The following is a 16,040-nucleotide window of genomic DNA, read 5'->3' on the forward strand; positions in this document are numbered from 1 at the left end:
TCTGGATCGCGCGGGGAGATGCGGAAATACCCTTCGAGCGGTGCGAGCTACAGGCGGTCGAGGTCGTCGGTGTCGAGAACCCCGTCGAGTTCATCGTCGAAGGTGTCCTGCTGGTAGTGGAAGACAGCTTCTTCAAGAGAGGCGAGCCGCTCGATTCCAGGGTGGTCGCGGAAGGCGTCGGTGCGGTCGGCGACGTACTGCTGGTTCTCGGCCTCGGCGGTGAGGATGTGCACGGCGTTGCGGGAGCAGATCCGTCCCCACTGTGTGATGTCGGTGGGGGTGGCATCCTTCATCCACACCCAGATGCCGTTCCCGAGCTTCAGCACGGAATCGGGGTGATACAGGCCGCCGGACGTGCGGCGCCGGCGAGGACTGTGGCGAGCTCCCATATCCCGGACGAGCCCCTGACAGCCCTTCGTGAGGGCCAGGGGGAGCAGGTCCTCGTTGCCGGCCAGTTCCTTGGCAAGCTCCCGCTGAAGCTCCTCGGTGTGGATACGTCCGCGGTCAGTGGTGATGCGCCGGGCGACTTCCAGGACGAGCGTGCGCAGCGCAGTGTTGGCGATCTGGGTCACGGCAGGTCACGCTCCGCCCAGACAGAGGCGGCCTCGGCCAGGGCGCTGGCCGCGTGCTCGATGACCTCACGGGTCACCGCCCGGCCGGGTGGTGCGAGGTCAGGATCGTACAGGGCGAAGGTGCGGGTTCCACGAACCTGGGCGAGTGAGGGGAGAATCTCGCACAGCAGGTGGGTGGCGACTCGGCGCTGGCGCTTCTCCTCCTCCACGCGTTCGCGGCGCTCCGCCCATGCCCCCGCCAGCGAAAGCTCGCCTTCAGCTACCCGATTGGCGAGCTCTGGATCCTCTTCGCGAAGCTTGGCGAGCTGAGTCTCTGCCGAGTTGGCCTTCGCCTTGTTCTCCTGTGCTTTGGCGTATGCCTCGTTGAGCCCGATGGCGCCGTTGATGACGGGGTCGACCAAGTCGGGTGCGTGCTGAAGAACGGTGCTCGCGCGGCCCATCACAGCTGTGGCGACGCCGAGTTGTTCCCCGAGGGAACGCGCGGTCTGTTCCCTCGGGGAACGGCCGTCTTGTTCCTCAAGGGAACGGACCCTGACAGTGATCATCGCTGTCTGGCTCTTCGTCAGATTGCGGCGTCGCAGGTTGACCGACAGGACGTAGGCATCGGCGTTGTCGTGTTCGTAGGTGAGGAAGGTGGGCTCCACACCTGCGCGCCGGCAGGCGGCGAGGCGTCCGCGGCCGTCGAGGATGCGCCCCTGCGGGTCGAGGACGATGTGCTGCAGCAGCCCGTTCTCTTCGATGTCCTGGGCAAGGGCTGCCAGCTCCTCCTCGTCGAGATGAGGGAGGAGGGAGGTGGTCGGGTGGGTTTCGATGGTGGTTTCCTTATGGAGTGCTGTCGGGATTGGTGAACTCGGCGCTCTTTCAGTGCATCCGGGCGTCGGTGTCGAAGAGCGTCAGTTCGTGGCTGTGCAGGAGGTGCTGCACGATGAAGCTGCGACCTGCGACTTTCCACAATCCGCGCCCTCGGTTGAGGTGTGCGATGGCGTCCATCTCGACGGAGGTCAGGCCGAGCAGGGAGGCCGCGGCGTGGAGCTGGTCGGTTTCCTGGCGGTAGATGATCCGGGTGGAGCAGTCGGCGAGGAGTCCCTCGGCCAGGGCCCGGCCCCGTGACCCGGCGTCGCCGGCGGTGAGTAGGTCGGACAGCCGGTGGATCACCATGAGGTTGGCGATGCCTAGGCCGCGGGACAGCTTCCACTGGGCCTGCATGCGCTGCAGCAGGCCGACGTGCCGCATCAGCCTCCATGCCTCGTCGTACACGATCCAGCGTCTGCCGCCGGTCGGATCTGAAAGGGCGGATTCCATCCAGGCGCTTGCGCAGGTCATCGCGAGGACGAGTGCGGTGTCGTCACCGGAGCCGCCGAGGCGGGACAGGTCGATGGTGAGCATCGGCGCAGTCGGGTCGAAGGCGACGGTGGAGGGCGCGTCGAACATGCCGGCCAGGTCGCCGTGCACGAGGCGGCGCATGGCGTGCGCCAGGTCGCGGGCAGCGTCACCGAGCTGGCCGGACATCATTCCGGCTGCCTCGGCGAGTGCACTCGGGTTGTTGAGGGTCGTGGCGACGTCGCCGAGGAGGGGTGTGCGGTGAGTGTCGGTGGCGCGGGTGACGACGACGTCAAGGGCGACGTCCAGGGCGGTGTGCTCCATGGGCATCAGGTCCCGGCCCAGAACCGTGCGGGCGAGGGAGCCGAGCAGGAGCAGGCGTCGTTTGCGGATCTCGCCGACCCAGTCGGCCTCGGACACGCTCGCCGGGCGCGGGGCCGCGTCCAGAGGGTTCAGCCTCCCGGGCAGACCGGGGCCGAGGGCGACGGACCGGCCGCCGAGCGCCTCTGCCACCGGCGTCCATTCGCCCTTCGGGTCGCACGGTACGTAGACGCGGTATCCGAAGGCGACCGAGCGCAGCGCGAAGGACTTGGCGAGCGCGCTCTTGCCCTGGCCGATCACTCCGGCCAGCAGGAGGTTCGGGTTGGTGAAGCCCTCGACCTTGCCGTACAGCGCGAAGGGGTCGAAGACGAACGATGCTTCGGCGTGGACGTCACGTCCGATGTAAATGCCCTCGGCGCCCAGCCCGCCTTCGGCCAGGAACGGATAGGCCCCAGCGGCGATGGCGGTCGTCATGCGGTGGGCGGGCAGCTTCAGCCGGTTCTTGCGCGCCGAGGCGGGCCCGGGGCGTCCCCCCGGTGGGTAGAGCGGGGCGGGCATCTGGTGTCCGGCGGCCGTGGTCTCTCTCTGGTGACTGCTGGCTTCCGCGCGGACTTTGGCAGTGGCTTCGGCGAGCTGCTGGCGGGCAGCCTTGCGGCTGGCGCGGTCGGCGCCGTGGGGGGTGAACAGAGGGCTGGCGGACGCGCGGCGGGCGCGGCGGGCGGGCCGGTGGCTCATCGGTGGCCCTCGATTCTGCGGGTGGCGCTCATCGCACGCAGGCCGTGGTGTGCGGGCGGAGGTTGGTGGGGGTGGTCTTGCGTCGGACGACGTGGCCGGCGGCGAGCTGGCGTTGGCAGATCGTCAGTACGGGCGGTCCCTCCGGCAGCTGCTCCGGATGGCAGGTGGTGGCCTCCGCGTCTGTCACGGTGGTGCTGGGCAGCAGGTGGAAGGCGGCGTGGACCTCGCTGGTGGCCTGCCAGAGGCGGGTGTGTGCGGTGGCGAGGTGGCGGCCGGCGGCGGGATGAGGTGGCCGGGTGCTGTCGGCGAGCCGGTCCAGGAGCTGGAGCAGAGCGGCGAGGTGGGCGTGCAGCACATCAAGGTGAGGGCGGTCGCCGGGCCTGGGCGGGTCCGCGGCCGATGGTGCCTGGGATCGTGCGTGGTGGCGGATGCCGGCGCTCGCGGCGCGGAGGTAGGGGTGCGCGTCGTCGGGACGGGTGGGAGAGGTCAAAGGTGGTAGTCCTTCCTGCCGGATGGCAGGGCGGCGACGGGTGGCCCGTCGCGGATGATCCGGGGTGCAGCGGGCCGGGATGTGTACTGGCGCGGCTGGTCACACGGCGGTGCGGGCGAGCGGGAGCGCGGCGAGGGCGAAGGCATCGGGCTGCTGGTAGTTGAGGCGCCGGAGGTCGACTCCGGAGGTGACGGCGTGGGTCTCGATCTGTGCGCAGGCGGCGTCCAGGAGGGCGTCGGTTTCGGCGGTGACGGTGACCAGGCCGGTCAGGGCCACGTCCGCGTGTCCGGCAATGAGCTGGCGTTCGCGTGTTTTCACGTCGGCGTACTCGACGGAATCTTCTTCGGAATCGACCTGCCCTCGGCGGGCGCGTTCGTTGGCGTCGGCGATGATCGCGGCCTTCTTCCGCTGGACGTCGCGCAGCGCGGACTCGAGCCCCTGCGGCACGTAGATGAGGGAGAGGGTGCGTCGCACGCCGGCGGTGAACATGATTCCGTGCAGGAATCCGGCTCCCATTTCGGTGCGGGGCCAGTTCTCCACCCAGTACGTGGTGTGGCGTGCGCTGTCGGTGGCGAGGCGGTCGTACTCCTCGAACTGCACGACGGGTCCGGCGGCGGCGGGGTCGGCTTCGGCGCGGCCGGTCTCGGACCACTGCTGGAGTGCGGCGAGGGCCTTGGGGTCGTAGGCGGTGCGGATGACGGCGGCGATCTCCCGCGCGCTCAGCCATCCGGTGACCTGGAGGCCGGCGTTGCGGGCGGCCTGGGCGATGGAGGCGGTGGTCTGTTCCATGACGGTGAAGGCCCCGGGCAGTCCTCCGCCGGCCTGGCTGATCAGGCGCCGGGCGGCCTTGAGGTCGAGGGAGATGGCGAGGTAGGTCTCGTGCGGTGCGGCGGCGGGGCCGGCCGAGGCGACGAGTTCGGAGTAGATCTGCCCGGCGACGGGGGCCTGGGGCTGCCCGTTCTGGGTCCAGTGGCGGGTCAGGGTGTCGCCGCTGTCGGGGACGGTTCGCTCCAGTACCTGCACGGTGGCGATGTGCCCGGTGCGGGCGATGCCCGCGAGCGCGCGCCCCCAGCTGGACACGTTGTGATTCTGGGTCGAGGGGTCCAGAAGGGCGAAGGCCCGGCTGCTGATTCGGGCGATGGCGGTCAGGGTCTGCTGGTGGGGGTCGTGTACGGCTGCGGCCTGGTTGGCGGAGTCGCCGGGGGTGACGACCTTCAGGGAGGCGGCGGTGCCGGGCAGGTGGAGGATGCCGTCCTGCCGGGGCCGGGTGACGGGCCGGGCGAGCCAGAGCGTCTGGCCACTGCGGCGGCGGTGTGCGTAGCGGGTGACGATCGGTGCCCAGTCGATGAGGGACCTGCCGTGCCGGCGGATCGCGACAAGCGCTCCGGACGCAGCCCACACAGGGGCCAGGGCGACGGCGCCGAGCAGCCCGGTGGAGATCACTGCCATCAATAGCAGTGCCAGCGAGCAGGAGACGAGGACGAGCTGAGGCAGGGAGAGGCCAAGGAGGATGCCGCGGCGGGACCGGTGCGGAAACTTCACCGTGATCGGGGCGACGGAGAGATCAGTCAAGGGGCGGGTCCTGGAGGCGCGGGTGGAACCAGGGGGCGGGGCGCGTGGACGTCCCGCCGCCCGGAGTCGGGCAGGGGATCAGAGGCCGGTCGGGGGCGGTGGCGGTGTGGCCGCCCTGGTGGACGTGGCGTTCTGTGAGCCGGAGGACGGCGGCGCACCCTGGGGCGGTGGGGTCGTGGTCGGCGGGGTGGCCTGCCATCCGTTGCCCTGGCCGGAGGGGGCGTTCGCACCGGATCCGCCCGGTTTTTGGCTGCCGCCCACCTGGCCGCTGGTGTCGTCAGACACGCTCGTCGGGCCGGGCTGGACCGCCTTCTGCAGGCCGGTCTTGATGGCGTCGCCACCGGGCGAGACGCCTGTTCCGTTGCTGTGCGAGCCTTCCTTGCCATCTCCGCCGGTCGGGTTGGCGGCGATGTCGCCGGGGAAACCGCCCGCGGAATCGGGGCCTTGCGGTGCGGCGCCTGCTGCGGCGGCACCGCCACCGGTTCCGGCGGTGGCCGCTGCCGAGGCGACCTTACGGGCCGCCTTTTCGGCGTGGGCCTTGGCGATCTGGGCGCCGGCGCCGCCAGCACGGTGGATGGACTCGCCGTCGGTGCCGTCAGCTGCCCAGTGCACGAATTTGAAGACCGCGTAAGGACACAGCAGCACCAGGACCATGATCACGATTCCGGACATGACGTCGGCGAGTGCTCCGACGCCGTCCTTGGCCTCGGTCTGGCCCATGGCTGCGATGCCAAGGACGAAGATCACGGTCATCAGGAGCTTGGAGACCACGAGGGTGGCGGTGGCTTCGATCCAGCCCTTGCGCCAGCGGCGTGCGGCCTCCCAGCCGCCCCCGGCTGCGGCAAAGATGGCCAGGGTGACCATGACGAGGATGCCGACCTTGCGCACCATCATCACGCACCAGTAGAGGATGGCCCCGACGGCGGCTCCGAGACCGGTGACCACCGGGAGGAGCCAGCCCATCCCGGACAGGGAAGCGATCATGTTCACCTTCACGATGCGGCGCACGGCCGACTCGATATTCAGGTGCGCGGTTTTGAACAGTCCGTTGGAGAGGGCGTCGACGACCTCGATGGCGACGGTGGTCAGGGCGATGGCGCAGAAGGCGAACAGGACGCCACCCGCCGTGCCGGTGAATGCCTGGGTGAGGGCCTGCCCGTCGCGTTTGATGGCGGCCCTGACGAGTTGGGCGCAGAACGTAGCGACGAGGAGAACCAGGCCCAGCGGCAACAGCATCTCGTAGTTGTCGCGGAACCAGCCGGCGTTCAGGTCCACATTGGTGGTGGTGTTGACCGCCTCGGCTGCCAGGTCCGCAGCTGCTGCCGCCAGTTCGCCGGCCGATTTCGCCATCCAGTTGCCGATGGCCATGCCGGGGTCAGTGGCGAAGCTGACCGCATCGCCGACGGAGCACAGCGTGTCTGCCAGGGGGAGATCGCAGAAACCCACGGAAGTCGTTCCTCCATTCTTGTGTCAGGCGAGGGTCACTGGGTGACGATCGGTGCGATTGCGGCCAGGGTGCAGTCACGATCGGGGCGGCACTGGACGGCGAGGGTCACAGCCCGTTCCTCGGCCCCGCCCCCGCCCTTCTTCCAGACGATCTGCTGCTTGCCGTTGACGGTGACGACGTAGATGTACGCCTCGGTGATTGCCGAAGGGTCGTCGGCCAACGCCGCCTTGAACGCGGAGGGGAAGTGGCCCTCGGTGACACTGGCCGTGGCGTGCTGGTCCTGGTCGGCCATCCGCGACCACAGCACCGGATCGGGAACCTGGCCGGCAACGGAGTTCCAGTCGGCGTACTTGGTCTCGGTGGTCATCCAGGCGCGCATGCCGGCGAGCTGCTGGTCGAGGCTGGTGGTCCGGGTGTCGTAGGACCACAGCATCTGGGCCACAGCCTTGGCGTATGCGACTGGATCGGCGATCTGCGCAGGCTCGGCCACCGAGCCGGATCCGGCAGACGGCTTCGGGGCGGCCTCGGAAGAGGACGGGCTCTCGGCAGGGATGGGTGTGGCGGTGCCGTGGGCTTGGCTGCCGTTGCGGCCGCCGGTCATCAGGGCGACGATCCCGGCGATAGCGAGCAGCACGGCGACGGCGGAGGCGACGATCGCTATGCGACGGTTCGCCGACCAGCCAGTGTCGTACGAGGACAGCGCGAAGGAGGAGAATCGCTTCTGCATCAGTGGACCTGAGTCCCGAGGGCCGAGAAGAACGCGACGATGCCGTTCGCGGCGCCGAGACCGAGGGCGGCGCCCGCAGCGACGACCGCGCCCTTCTTTCCGTTGGCCTCGGCCTGGTGGCCCCCGGTGTGGTGACCCCAGGCCCATACGCCGAGGGAGGTGGCGAGTGCGCCGACGACGGCGATGATGCCGAAGAGATTGATGCTGTTGACGACGTTCTTCAGAACAGCGAGGCCGGGCAGACCACCGCCCTGGGGTGAGACGCCTGGGTCGTAGGCGAGCTGGATGACGTGGTCGGCGAGAGGAAAGGGCATGGGTGTGGCGGGGCTCCTTGTATACGCGGGCCAGGAGAGGGCCTGCGGGGAGGGGGAGGTGCGCTCGGGGCGCGGAAGTAGTCGCGGCGGTGTTAGAGGACGCGGCGGGCGGCGAGAATCGTCCAGTCCTTGATCGGGGTGATCCGGACCGGTTTGGTGGTGCGCGGCGCCTCGATGGCCAGGCCCTCGCCCATGTACATGCCGACGTGTTCAGGCCGTGTGGCGCTGCCGCGGCTGAAGATGAGGTCGCCGGGCTTGAGTTGGAAGGGTGAGACCGCCTTGCCCTCCTTGACCTGCGTGTACGTGGTGCGGGTGAGGGTGACGCCGGCCTGTGCGTACGCTTGCTGCATCAGGCTGGAGCAGTCGCAGCGGCCCATGGGATCCGGGCCATGCGAGTTCGTGCAGGACCCGCCCCACTGGTAGAGCGTGCCGAGCTGGTGCATCGCCCACTCGATGGCCAGGCGCGCCTTCGGATCGGCGTCCTTGGGGACCGAGTAGCCCTTGGGGACACTCCCCTCGGGAATGCTGCCGAAGCCGGAACCGTCCTGGCCCGGTGTGCACCCCGTCGGACTGGTCGACGGGTTCTTGCCCTGGTCCGCGTCCTTGTTGGTGGCGTCATCGCCACGGCCAGGGAAGGTCTTGACGATGGCGGTCTGCAGGGCGGTGGCCAGGCTCTCCCACTGCGCGTAGGCGTCCGGGACGCCGGACTTCTGTACGGCTTGGGCGGCCTGGGCCACGGTCATCTGCTGCCAGCCGCTCACCTTGATCAGGTGCTTGTAGAACTGCTCGCTCGCGTAGAGCGGGTCGCGGATCTGCTGGGCGCTGCCCCAGCCCTGGGAGGGACGTTGCTGGAACAGGCCGAGGGAGTCCCGGTCGCCGTAGTTCAGGTTGCGCAGCCGGCTCTCCTGCATCGCCGTGGCGAGCGCGATGATCTGTCCCTTTTTGGGGACATCGAGGGAGAGGCCGACGGCCACGATCGTCGCCGCGTTGGGGACCTGTTCGGCGGGCAGGTCCAGGCCCTCGACGTGGACGTCCTCGCCGGACGCTCCGTCGAGGATCTTGCCGACCTGCTCGGTGACCCTGTCGGTGTCGATGTCGGTCAGGCAGCTGCTGACGAGGCCGTTGCCCTGTACGGCGTCGGCTGAGGAGGCCAGCATCATGCCGGTGCCGGCGATCAGGATGGGGAAGAGGAGGACGACGCCGATGCCGGCGGCGAGCGCCTTCAACCGGAGCGGACCGCTCGCCGGTCAGCGCATTCGGGCATGGGTGGGTAGCGAGAGGTCATGAGCCTGTCCTTCGGGGTGCGGTTTCCGGCGTGCCGCGTGCGCAAGGCGTTTCGGAAGGGCGCGGCGGCCGGGGTGGGCATTCGTGGCGGGCCGGTGTGGGTGAGTTGCCGCTCGATCCACGTGGCCTGGTCCTGAGCTAGGTGTGCTGGGGCACGGGGTACCTCCGTGAGGTGTGGCGGGGGTAGCCAGCGGCGGTGTGCGCCGGGCGGTTCAAAAACAGTAGGCGCGGATTGGCGGCTGACCAAAAAATCGGCGTGAGGTATCGGAATCCGGCACCTCAGGGGAGGATTTCTTGGTCGTCGGCGGATTCGCCTCTACAGTTTTTGGACTCCCCCTCGCCTTCCTCGGTCTGTGGCCCTGGGCTTCTGCATGCCCTATTCCAGCCCGCGAGGAGTCCTGTGTGAGGCGGTGAGTTTCCCTCCGTGTTCCCACACCCGAATAGGGGTTCCTCTTTGCCATTTTCCCTGCACCAGGGCGACGCCCTCAACGTCCTCGCCAGCCTCCCGGACGGATGCGTCGACTCCGTCATCACCGACCCGCCCTACAACTCGGGCGGCAGGACCGCGAAGGAACGTACCACCCGCTCCGCCAAGCAGAAGTACACGTCCGCGGATTCCAAGAACGACCTCGCCGACTTCACCGGCGAGAACATGGACCAGAGGTCCTACTCGTTCTGGCTGACGCAGATCATGACCGAAGCCCACCGCCTCACGAAGACCGGCGGCACCGCGCTGCTGTTCACCGACTGGCGCCAGCTCCCCACGACAACGGATGCGATCCAGGCGGCCGGATGGCTGTGGCGCGGCGTGCTGGCCTGGCACAAGCCACAGGCCAGGCCGCAGAAGGGCCGATTCACCCAGAACTGCGAGTTCATCATCTGGGCGTCCAAGGGGCCCATCGACGGCTCCCGCAACCCGGTCTACCTGCCGGGTATGTACTCGGCGTCGCAGCCCTCGGGGTCCAAGCGCCAGCACATCACGCAAAAGCCCGTGTCCGTGATGCGCGAGCTGGTCAAGATCAGCCCTGTCGGTGGCACGGTCCTCGACTTCTGCGCAGGCTCCGGCTCCACGGGCGTCGCAGCCCTGCTGGAGGGCCGCGACTTCATCGGCGTGGAGAAGACCGAACACTACGCGTCGATCGCCGCCGGCCGGCTCACCGAAACCATCCGCAAGACCCTCACGCAAGACGACGTGGTTCTCACCGTCTGAGCCGCGACCCCAGGATTCCGGCCGAGGCGATCTGCGCCCTGAACAGCACTCCGCCGAACCGCCCGCACGTTGCCGCTTTTGTCCTTCTCTCATCCCGCGTCTCGTAGGAGGCCGAAACTCTTCATGCCCGAATCCAAAAGACCCGATGACGACGGGGAGCTGGAGCCGGTTCGCATTCCGGATCCGCAGCTTGAGGGAGTCGAAGCGAGCGTCCGACGGCTGATGGAGCAGTCGGCGCAGCATGCTCAGCAACTCGACCACCTCGCGTCCGCCCCGGAGCCCAGCGGATCGCCGTTCGCCGCGTTCGGTATGCCGGGGCTCGGGGGGCCGCCTCCCGCCGCCCCGCCTGAGCCCCGCCCGATCCTGGAGCTCGACGGCGAGGAGAGGGAAGACGAACTCGACGCGCTCAGCGACTGGGTCGACGACTTCTTCCTTCCGGTGTACGGGGCGGAGGTCACCACCGCCGCGCCATGGTGCCTGCAGTGGCAGGAGCACGACGATGTCGTGGCCTGGCTCCACGCCCTGTGGCTCGCCTACCAGCAGCACAAGGAACCCGACGCCGGGCTCTCCGGACTGTTCGTGTGGCACCGCGACTTCCTCACCCACGCCGTCGCGGCGATCCGCGGGCCGGGCGGGCCACTGTCGGCCTGCATGACCTCTCCCGACCGTCCCGCACACCGCCTCCTGCCTGGCCCGCCGCCGTCCGTTCGTGCGGAGGCGGCGTCCCCGGCGGAGGCCACCGGGCCTGCCGAGCCGGCGTCGTGAACGTGGGACAGGGGCAGCCCGCTTTCGGTCTGAGCTTCGACCCCCGGGCACTGACGGACCTCCTCCAGGCGCCCAGTGACATCCGTGACCTCACCCTCGCCTACCTGCAGGAGGTCGTGTACGCGCAGCGCTTCGGGCTTCGCCTCGACGGTGACCTGGAGGGGTTCCGGAAGCTGTTCGTGGACTCGCGCAAGGAATGGCGCATCGTCTACGGCGTCCGCCCGGCGCCCTCGGAGGCCGCACACCCGAAAGAGGTCCATGTCGTGGCGGTCCGGCCGCGTGCGGGCAACGACGTCTACGACGAGGTCGGCCGCCGCCTCGGGCTGGCCAGACGGCCGCTGAGCGCCCGCACCCACGCGGCACGCTCCCGCTCCCCGCAGCTGACCCGCAGCCCCGCGCCCCGGCCCAGTCCACCGTCCACCGCGCTGCCCGGTCTGCCCCGTCCCGCACTCAATCCCACGCACCATCACGCCCGCTGAACCACGGAGATCCGCCCATGCCTCCTGAACCCGCGCCAGCACCAGTGCGGCGTGCGATTTCCCCGCTCGACCATCGCATCGAAGCCGCCACCGGCCACGACATCGACACCCTGTGGGCGTATCGCGACCGTGGGGTCCTCGACGAGACACACGCCCATCTGGTCGACCGTCACCGTGAGTTGGCCAAGGCCCAGGTCGGCGTCGTGTTCTATCTCAAGCTCCTCAACCGTCTGTCAAGTGGCGAGTTCGGTGTCGATGACGCCCTGTTCACGCGCATCGACCGCACGGTGGACCAGCTGGAGGAGGCCACCGATACCCGCGACGCCGCTGCCCGGACGGTGAACGCCGCCCTGGACCCCATCGAGGCCGCCGGGGCGCCGGCGTCGACACAGGGCCCGAGTCCGCTCTCGACGGACGACCAGGCGGCGCTTCTGTCCATTGCGGGCGGCGCCAAGGTCCACGCACACCTGCTCACCGGGCGGATGTCCGTGCCCACATCCTCCGGCACGAGGATCCCGTACGCCCATCTGCAACAGCTCGAAGCCGCAGGGCTGGTCTCCCGTGACCTGAGCCATCCAGCGGAATCCGGGCAGCCGCTCGCTTTGACCGACACAGGCCGCGCCGCACTCATCAGAGCCCGGAAAAGCCGGCCAGCTGCGACACCGCCGCCACGGCCCGGCACCTGGCCCACCAAGCCCACCCGGCCACACCGCTGAAGCCAGCCACCAACGAGGAGACCGTTGCCCACGCCCGAACTCGATCTCCATCTCGATTACTTCGAAGCCGTCGACGAACAAACCGGTCGTGCGTTCTGGAGCACGATCGAAGTGAACCAGGACGACCTGCTCCCGCTGGCCGAACACCACAGCCCTTCCGGGGCCCACAGCTATTACGTCCTGCACGACGGTGCGGCGACCTGGGGGCACCCCGGAGATCCGCAGATCGTCGCGCTTCACCTGCAACGTGACGTGACGGCGAAGACGTTCGTATTCGAAGCCAAAACCCTGCCCCTGCCCTCGATGGCACAGTCCTGGCTCATTCACCGGGGCTGCCCTCCCGAATCCCTCGACCTCAACCCCGACCTGGGCAGTTCGCCGGCGGACGACGCCACCCGGGCCCTGGAGCAACGACTCATGGGAGACGGAAACCACTACGCGTACGGGTACTCCTACACCAACGACGACCCGAAAGACTGGGTCACCGTCGTAGCCCTGCGCGCCATGGACGAGCGCGCCCCCTCGCCCTTCCGCGTCGTGGTCGAGGAGATCGACACCAGGGTGTGGACCCACACCCTGCGCGAGGGCGGCTTCGACACGCTCGACGAGGCCCTGCAGTGGTGCGAGGACCGGATTGCCGGCACCGCCACTTCGCTTCCACCCGTCCGCCCAGCAGCCGCAGCCGTACGTCCGGCCGGTGTGGCTAAGGCCCCTGTTCCGCGCCCGCCTGGCCGCTCGCGCTGACCGCCACGGCCAGGGAGAGCGCCGCAACATAACCGACGATCGCCGGTTAGCCAAACCGGCGATTCTCCGGACTCTTATACAGCCGCCGCGACAACAACCGTGGCGCCTTTCCACGCAATCCCCATGACCTCACGGAGGCTTCTTCCGCATGCGCTTCACCCCAATTGCCGTATCCGTAGCGATGCTCGGCGCTCTCGCTCTACCGGCTCTGTCCGCCACGACCGCCGGCGCGGCACCCGCCGCCATCACCGCGGCCCCCGCGAGCAGCTGCTCGTCCCTGCCGCCGCTGCCCTACGAGGTGCACACCAAGGCCGTGAACATCCGGTCCAAGGCCAGCGCGAAGTCCACCGCGCTCGGCGTGCTCTACAAGAGCCACAAGTTCACCGTGTCCAAGAAGAGCGGCAACTGGCTCTACATCACGGACAAGACGACCGGCGTCAAGGGCTGGGTCTCCGGAACGTACGTCTACCGCGACGTCCGAATGTGCCTGGACTGACAGGCATCCAGACCGTACCGCAAGGAGCCGACCTGATGGCCAAGGTCGCCGTTGCTCATTACCCCCATGCATCGGCCTATTCAGAACAGGAGCGTTTCTTTGTCCGACGGCATATCTGATGAAGCTGAGGATGTCGTGGGCGTGCTCACCGAACGGATCGAAGCGCGTTTCGGTATGAGCATGGGCCAGTTGAAGGCCGCGGTCGCCGCCGCACCGACTGCCAATCCCGACGCCACGGATGTCGTGAAGTGGCACGGCCTTCTTGCCGAGGCCCAGACGGTGCTCGATCGCGCGGAGGACGACCTCCTCGCCTCCCTGGACACCCAGCCCAGTGAAGCCGACGACCCGGTTATGGGCCTCGCTCACCGCGTGAACGTTGCCGTCACTGCCCGGGACGGGCGAGCCCTGGTTGTGAGTTGGCTCCTCGACCCGGACGCTCCGGGGAAGAAGGACCTCGCCGCCGAGCGCCTCGCCCGCCTTCGTCCCCGAACCGGTCCGGCCGTGCAGACCAGCGCTCCGCACCGACCCACAGGGACGCCTGCGCCGGCGTCGGCGGGGCGGGCGGGAAGGACCGTCCGATGAGCCGGGACAAAGCCAGCACCATGGACGCTGACCTGCAGAAGGTCTTCGGACCCCCGGTCCCCGAGCTGTACGAGGCGGCCACCGACCCCAACAGCTCTCCCGCACTCACCCGCGCCCTGGAACTGCGCTCCTTCCTCGCGCTCACCGAGGAGCAGGTCGCCCGCATCCGCGACCGCGTGCACGCCGACATGGATCCGGACCGCGACATGGGCGAACTTTCGGCGGACAGGCTCCGCTTCGACGCGCAGTGGCTTCAGGCGGCGTTGAAGGCCCGAGACAGCTATAGGACAGCCCTCGGCGATCTGCTGCGCGCCATGCCTCCGCGCGCCCAAAACACCCGGCCCGTCGGCACCCCGCAGCTCAAGGCCACCGCCCCCCTGCCCCCATCCGCTGCCCGGGCACCCCAGCGCACCGGGGCGGCCCGGGCCCACCGACCGTGAAAGCCCGCGCTTGCCCCACCTCACCTCCACCGAGATAGCCGGACGGATCGAGGACCTGTACGGCGCACCCCTCGCCGACCTCGAAACCCACGCCAAGGTCCAGCCGCCCGGCATGCTCACCGCCCTGCTCGGCATGCACGGCACCCTCGCCCTCGCCGAGCTCAGCATCCTCTTCCACCGAGACCGCCTGGCCCGGTTCATCCACTCCGACCGGTATCTGAGCAGTTACGAGGTGTCCCACCTCCTCGATGCGTCCCGCCGGCTCGCCGAGGCAGTCGCTGTGCGAGACGTGCAGGCCCAGTCAGCCGCCGCCGTACTGCAGAGCCTCGCTCCCGCCCCAGCCCCCACGCCGACACCGGACCTCGCGCCGCCGCCACCGGCTCCGCCCCTAACGGCGCAAAGCCCAGCGCCCAGCCGCTGACCCACCAGGCGATTTCCGCTACTCACCCAGGAGTCCCTCCCTTGGCCATCACCGCCCTGCCTCCCAGCACCGACGCCGACATCGCCCGGGTCACCGAAGCCCTCGCCATGATCACCCCACGCTGGAACGTGAGGATCATGCTGGCGCTCTCCGGCCCGCCGCTGCGCTACAGCGAGCTGGCGGCCAAGCTGTCCTGGCTGCAGGCAGGACAGCTCCACCCCAAGCTCACGTCGCTCTGCGACGCCGGTCTCGTCGAGCGCACCGAACACACCGGTCGGCACGTCACCTACGGCCACACTGAGCGTGGTGCGGCCCTGCTGCTGGTCCTGCCGGTGATCGTCACCTGGGCCGAGGAGTACCTGGAGACGGCGGAGCGGTCCTTGCCCGCGATCGAGCAGATCGAGGACAGCCTCACGCTGCTCACCCGGAGGCACGCCGCCGCCATCCTGTGGGTGCTCAAGTCCCGCGAGGAGGTCAGCGGCAGGGCTCTGGCCCGGATCGTGATGCCCGACAGTGACTCGACCAATGTGTACCCGCCGCTGCGGCAGCTGGTGGCTGACGGCCTCGTCGACACCGAGGGCATGGGGCGGCCCTACCGGTTGTCCGCGGCGGGCGCCGGCCTCGGTCCCGTGCTCGGCACCCTGTCCGCGTGGTCCGCCGGGCAGCCCCTCGCCCAGGCGGCCCATCACCCCGTCTGGGGGCTCCCACAGGCGAAGCCTGCACCGAAGTCGTGGGTCAGCAGTCAGTCCCGGCCATCACCCGCAGGGCTCCCGCCAGGCCGAACGGTTGAGGCCGCTCCGTCCTGGAACAACCGCGACCTCTTCTCGCACGCCACGCCCGCCCGCCCGAAGGCACCCATCCAGGCGGGAGGTCCACGCCGATGACCACCCACTTCTCCACCATCGAAGTCCGCAACGCTGTGGGCCTGCTGGCGTCGCGTTCCTTGATCCGCTTGATCACAGAGATCGACGACAACGGGGCGATCCCGCCGCGGAGGCTGACCGGGACCTTCCCCGACCTCTCCTCGCACCAACTGCGCCGCGCCACCGAAGCGGCCTGTGCTTACGCTCTCGTTCGGACCGCGCCCGGATCCAGCCTGGAACTCACCGATTCCGGGGCGGATCTGGCCGACCTGTACGACGCGGCTGCTCGCTGGGCTCGACGTCACGCCTACCCGGCACCGGTCTGCAAGTTCAGCAGCCGCATACGACACGTCCTCGACCTGCTGGCACCTTCGCTCGCGGACAAGAACTCCGACATCGGCCCTTGGCCTTCGGGCGCGCGTGCGTCCAGCATTGAGGCGGACCTTGCCCGCCCTCGCGCTCTGCTCATCGAGTGGCTGGCCGGTAACCCACAGGTCACCCGCGTCGCTTACCCCGACCTGGTCGCGTGAACTCTGCAGCCC

At 69.2% G+C, this 16,040-nt stretch carries 20 protein-coding genes; 11 read left to right on the forward strand and 9 right to left on the reverse strand.

Going from position 1 to position 16,040, the window contains the following annotated elements:
* Positions 1 to 47 precede the first annotated feature (47 nt).
* The 9 genes from ABTX18_RS31975 to ABTX18_RS32015 form a co-directional block, all read right to left on the reverse strand.
* Positions 48 to 572, reverse strand: a complete 525-nt coding sequence (locus ABTX18_RS31975) for a hypothetical protein (RefSeq protein ID WP_352126297.1) — start codon at positions 570 to 572, stop codon at positions 48 to 50.
* Complete coding sequence (locus ABTX18_RS31980; RefSeq protein WP_503061245.1) at positions 569 to 1,216, reverse strand: hypothetical protein; 648 nt, start codon at positions 1,214 to 1,216, stop codon at positions 569 to 571. Before ABTX18_RS31980 ends, ABTX18_RS31975 begins: the two co-directional genes overlap by 4 nt.
* Positions 1,217 to 1,433: 217 nt before the next feature.
* Positions 1,434 to 2,948 carry a VirB4 family type IV secretion system protein gene (locus ABTX18_RS31985; protein ID WP_352126298.1) on the reverse strand — a complete coding sequence of 505 codons (1,515 nt, stop codon included), beginning with the start codon at positions 2,946 to 2,948 and terminating at the stop codon, positions 1,434 to 1,436.
* Positions 2,949 to 2,976: 28 nt separating this feature from the next.
* Entirely contained in the window at positions 2,977 to 3,438 is a 462-nt protein-coding gene (locus ABTX18_RS31990; protein ID WP_352126299.1) for a DUF6238 family protein, read from the reverse strand.
* Positions 3,439 to 3,537: 99 nt separating this feature from the next.
* Positions 3,538 to 5,010 carry an SCO6880 family protein gene (locus tag ABTX18_RS31995; protein ID WP_352126300.1) on the reverse strand — a complete coding sequence of 491 codons (1,473 nt, stop codon included), beginning with the start codon at positions 5,008 to 5,010 and terminating at the stop codon, positions 3,538 to 3,540.
* 78 nt (positions 5,011 to 5,088) lie between these two features.
* Complete coding sequence (locus ABTX18_RS32000) at positions 5,089 to 6,456, reverse strand: SCO6881 family protein (RefSeq protein WP_352126301.1); 1,368 nt, start codon at positions 6,454 to 6,456, stop codon at positions 5,089 to 5,091.
* Positions 6,457 to 6,491: 35 nt separating this feature from the next.
* On the reverse strand, positions 6,492 to 7,184 hold the full coding sequence (locus tag ABTX18_RS32005) for a hypothetical protein (RefSeq protein ID WP_352126302.1): 693 nt from the start codon (positions 7,182 to 7,184) through the stop codon (positions 6,492 to 6,494).
* Entirely contained in the window at positions 7,184 to 7,498 is a 315-nt protein-coding gene (locus tag ABTX18_RS32010; RefSeq protein WP_326740403.1) for a hypothetical protein, read from the reverse strand. Before ABTX18_RS32010 ends, ABTX18_RS32005 begins: the two co-directional genes overlap by 1 nt.
* A gap of 92 nt (positions 7,499 to 7,590) precedes the next feature.
* Positions 7,591 to 8,724 carry a C40 family peptidase gene (locus ABTX18_RS32015; protein ID WP_352126303.1) on the reverse strand — a complete coding sequence of 378 codons (1,134 nt, stop codon included), beginning with the start codon at positions 8,722 to 8,724 and terminating at the stop codon, positions 7,591 to 7,593.
* 512 nt (positions 8,725 to 9,236) lie between these two features.
* On the opposite strand from ABTX18_RS32015, the gene ABTX18_RS32020 reads away from it, so the two are divergent.
* The 11 genes from ABTX18_RS32020 (at position 9,237) to ABTX18_RS32070 (ending at position 16,028) form a co-directional block, all read left to right on the forward strand.
* On the forward strand, positions 9,237 to 9,992 hold the full coding sequence (locus ABTX18_RS32020; protein WP_352126304.1) for a DNA-methyltransferase: 756 nt from the start codon (positions 9,237 to 9,239) through the stop codon (positions 9,990 to 9,992).
* Positions 9,993 to 10,214: 222 nt separating this feature from the next.
* Complete coding sequence (locus tag ABTX18_RS32025; protein ID WP_352126435.1) at positions 10,215 to 10,757, forward strand: DUF4913 domain-containing protein; 543 nt, start codon at positions 10,215 to 10,217, stop codon at positions 10,755 to 10,757.
* Positions 10,754 to 11,236 (forward strand): hypothetical protein, encoded by a 483-nt coding sequence (locus tag ABTX18_RS32030; RefSeq protein WP_352126305.1) that lies wholly within the window; start codon positions 10,754 to 10,756, stop codon positions 11,234 to 11,236. Before ABTX18_RS32025 ends, ABTX18_RS32030 begins: the two co-directional genes overlap by 4 nt.
* A gap of 17 nt (positions 11,237 to 11,253) precedes the next feature.
* Positions 11,254 to 11,952 (forward strand): hypothetical protein, encoded by a 699-nt coding sequence (locus ABTX18_RS32035; RefSeq protein ID WP_352126306.1) that lies wholly within the window; start codon positions 11,254 to 11,256, stop codon positions 11,950 to 11,952.
* A gap of 24 nt (positions 11,953 to 11,976) precedes the next feature.
* A complete protein-coding gene (locus tag ABTX18_RS32040) occupies positions 11,977 to 12,696 on the forward strand; it encodes a hypothetical protein (RefSeq protein WP_352126307.1) in 720 nt (239 codons plus the stop codon).
* A gap of 181 nt (positions 12,697 to 12,877) precedes the next feature.
* A complete protein-coding gene (locus ABTX18_RS32045) occupies positions 12,878 to 13,192 on the forward strand; it encodes an SH3 domain-containing protein (protein WP_352126436.1) in 315 nt (104 codons plus the stop codon).
* A 99-nt stretch (positions 13,193 to 13,291) separates the two neighbouring features.
* The gene (locus ABTX18_RS32050) at positions 13,292 to 13,774 is read left to right on the forward strand and encodes a hypothetical protein (protein WP_352126308.1); all 483 of its coding nucleotides are present in this window, start codon (positions 13,292 to 13,294) and stop codon (positions 13,772 to 13,774) included.
* The gene (locus tag ABTX18_RS32055; protein ID WP_352126309.1) at positions 13,771 to 14,214 is read left to right on the forward strand and encodes a hypothetical protein; all 444 of its coding nucleotides are present in this window, start codon (positions 13,771 to 13,773) and stop codon (positions 14,212 to 14,214) included. Before ABTX18_RS32050 ends, ABTX18_RS32055 begins: the two co-directional genes overlap by 4 nt.
* 10 nt (positions 14,215 to 14,224) lie before the next feature.
* A complete protein-coding gene (locus ABTX18_RS32060; RefSeq protein WP_352126310.1) occupies positions 14,225 to 14,635 on the forward strand; it encodes a hypothetical protein in 411 nt (136 codons plus the stop codon).
* A 41-nt stretch (positions 14,636 to 14,676) separates the two neighbouring features.
* Positions 14,677 to 15,519 carry a winged helix-turn-helix transcriptional regulator gene (locus ABTX18_RS32065; RefSeq protein WP_352126311.1) on the forward strand — a complete coding sequence of 281 codons (843 nt, stop codon included), beginning with the start codon at positions 14,677 to 14,679 and terminating at the stop codon, positions 15,517 to 15,519.
* The gene (locus ABTX18_RS32070) at positions 15,516 to 16,028 is read left to right on the forward strand and encodes a regulator (RefSeq protein WP_352126312.1); all 513 of its coding nucleotides are present in this window, start codon (positions 15,516 to 15,518) and stop codon (positions 16,026 to 16,028) included. The genes ABTX18_RS32065 and ABTX18_RS32070 overlap by 4 nt, the downstream gene beginning before the upstream one ends.
* The last annotated feature ends 12 nt before the right edge of the window (positions 16,029 to 16,040 follow it).

Origin of the sequence: Streptomyces sp. NPDC096323, from assembly GCF_040302845.1 — a bacterium.
Classification (GTDB): domain Bacteria; phylum Actinomycetota; class Actinomycetes; order Streptomycetales; family Streptomycetaceae; genus Streptomyces.

What these genes read in the sequence shown, in the direction of transcription:
- ABTX18_RS31985 (WP_352126298.1), bottom strand. Translation starts at nt 2,948, where the DNA reads ATGAGCCACCGGCCCGCCCGCCGCGCCCGCCGCGCGTCCGCCAGCCCT.
- ABTX18_RS32005 (WP_352126302.1), bottom strand. Translation starts at nt 7,184, where the DNA reads ATGCAGAAGCGATTCTCCTCCTTCGCGCTGTCCTCGTACGACACTGGC.
- ABTX18_RS32010 (WP_326740403.1), bottom strand. Translation starts at nt 7,498, where the DNA reads ATGCCCTTTCCTCTCGCCGACCACGTCATCCAGCTCGCCTACGACCCA.
- ABTX18_RS32025 (WP_352126435.1), top strand. Translation starts at nt 10,215, where the DNA reads ATGGAGCAGTCGGCGCAGCATGCTCAGCAACTCGACCACCTCGCGTCC.
- ABTX18_RS32035 (WP_352126306.1), top strand. Translation starts at nt 11,254, where the DNA reads ATGCCTCCTGAACCCGCGCCAGCACCAGTGCGGCGTGCGATTTCCCCG.
- ABTX18_RS32045 (WP_352126436.1), top strand. Translation starts at nt 12,878, where the DNA reads ATGCTCGGCGCTCTCGCTCTACCGGCTCTGTCCGCCACGACCGCCGGC.
- ABTX18_RS32055 (WP_352126309.1), top strand. Translation starts at nt 13,771, where the DNA reads ATGAGCCGGGACAAAGCCAGCACCATGGACGCTGACCTGCAGAAGGTC.
- ABTX18_RS32070 (WP_352126312.1), top strand. Translation starts at nt 15,516, where the DNA reads ATGACCACCCACTTCTCCACCATCGAAGTCCGCAACGCTGTGGGCCTG.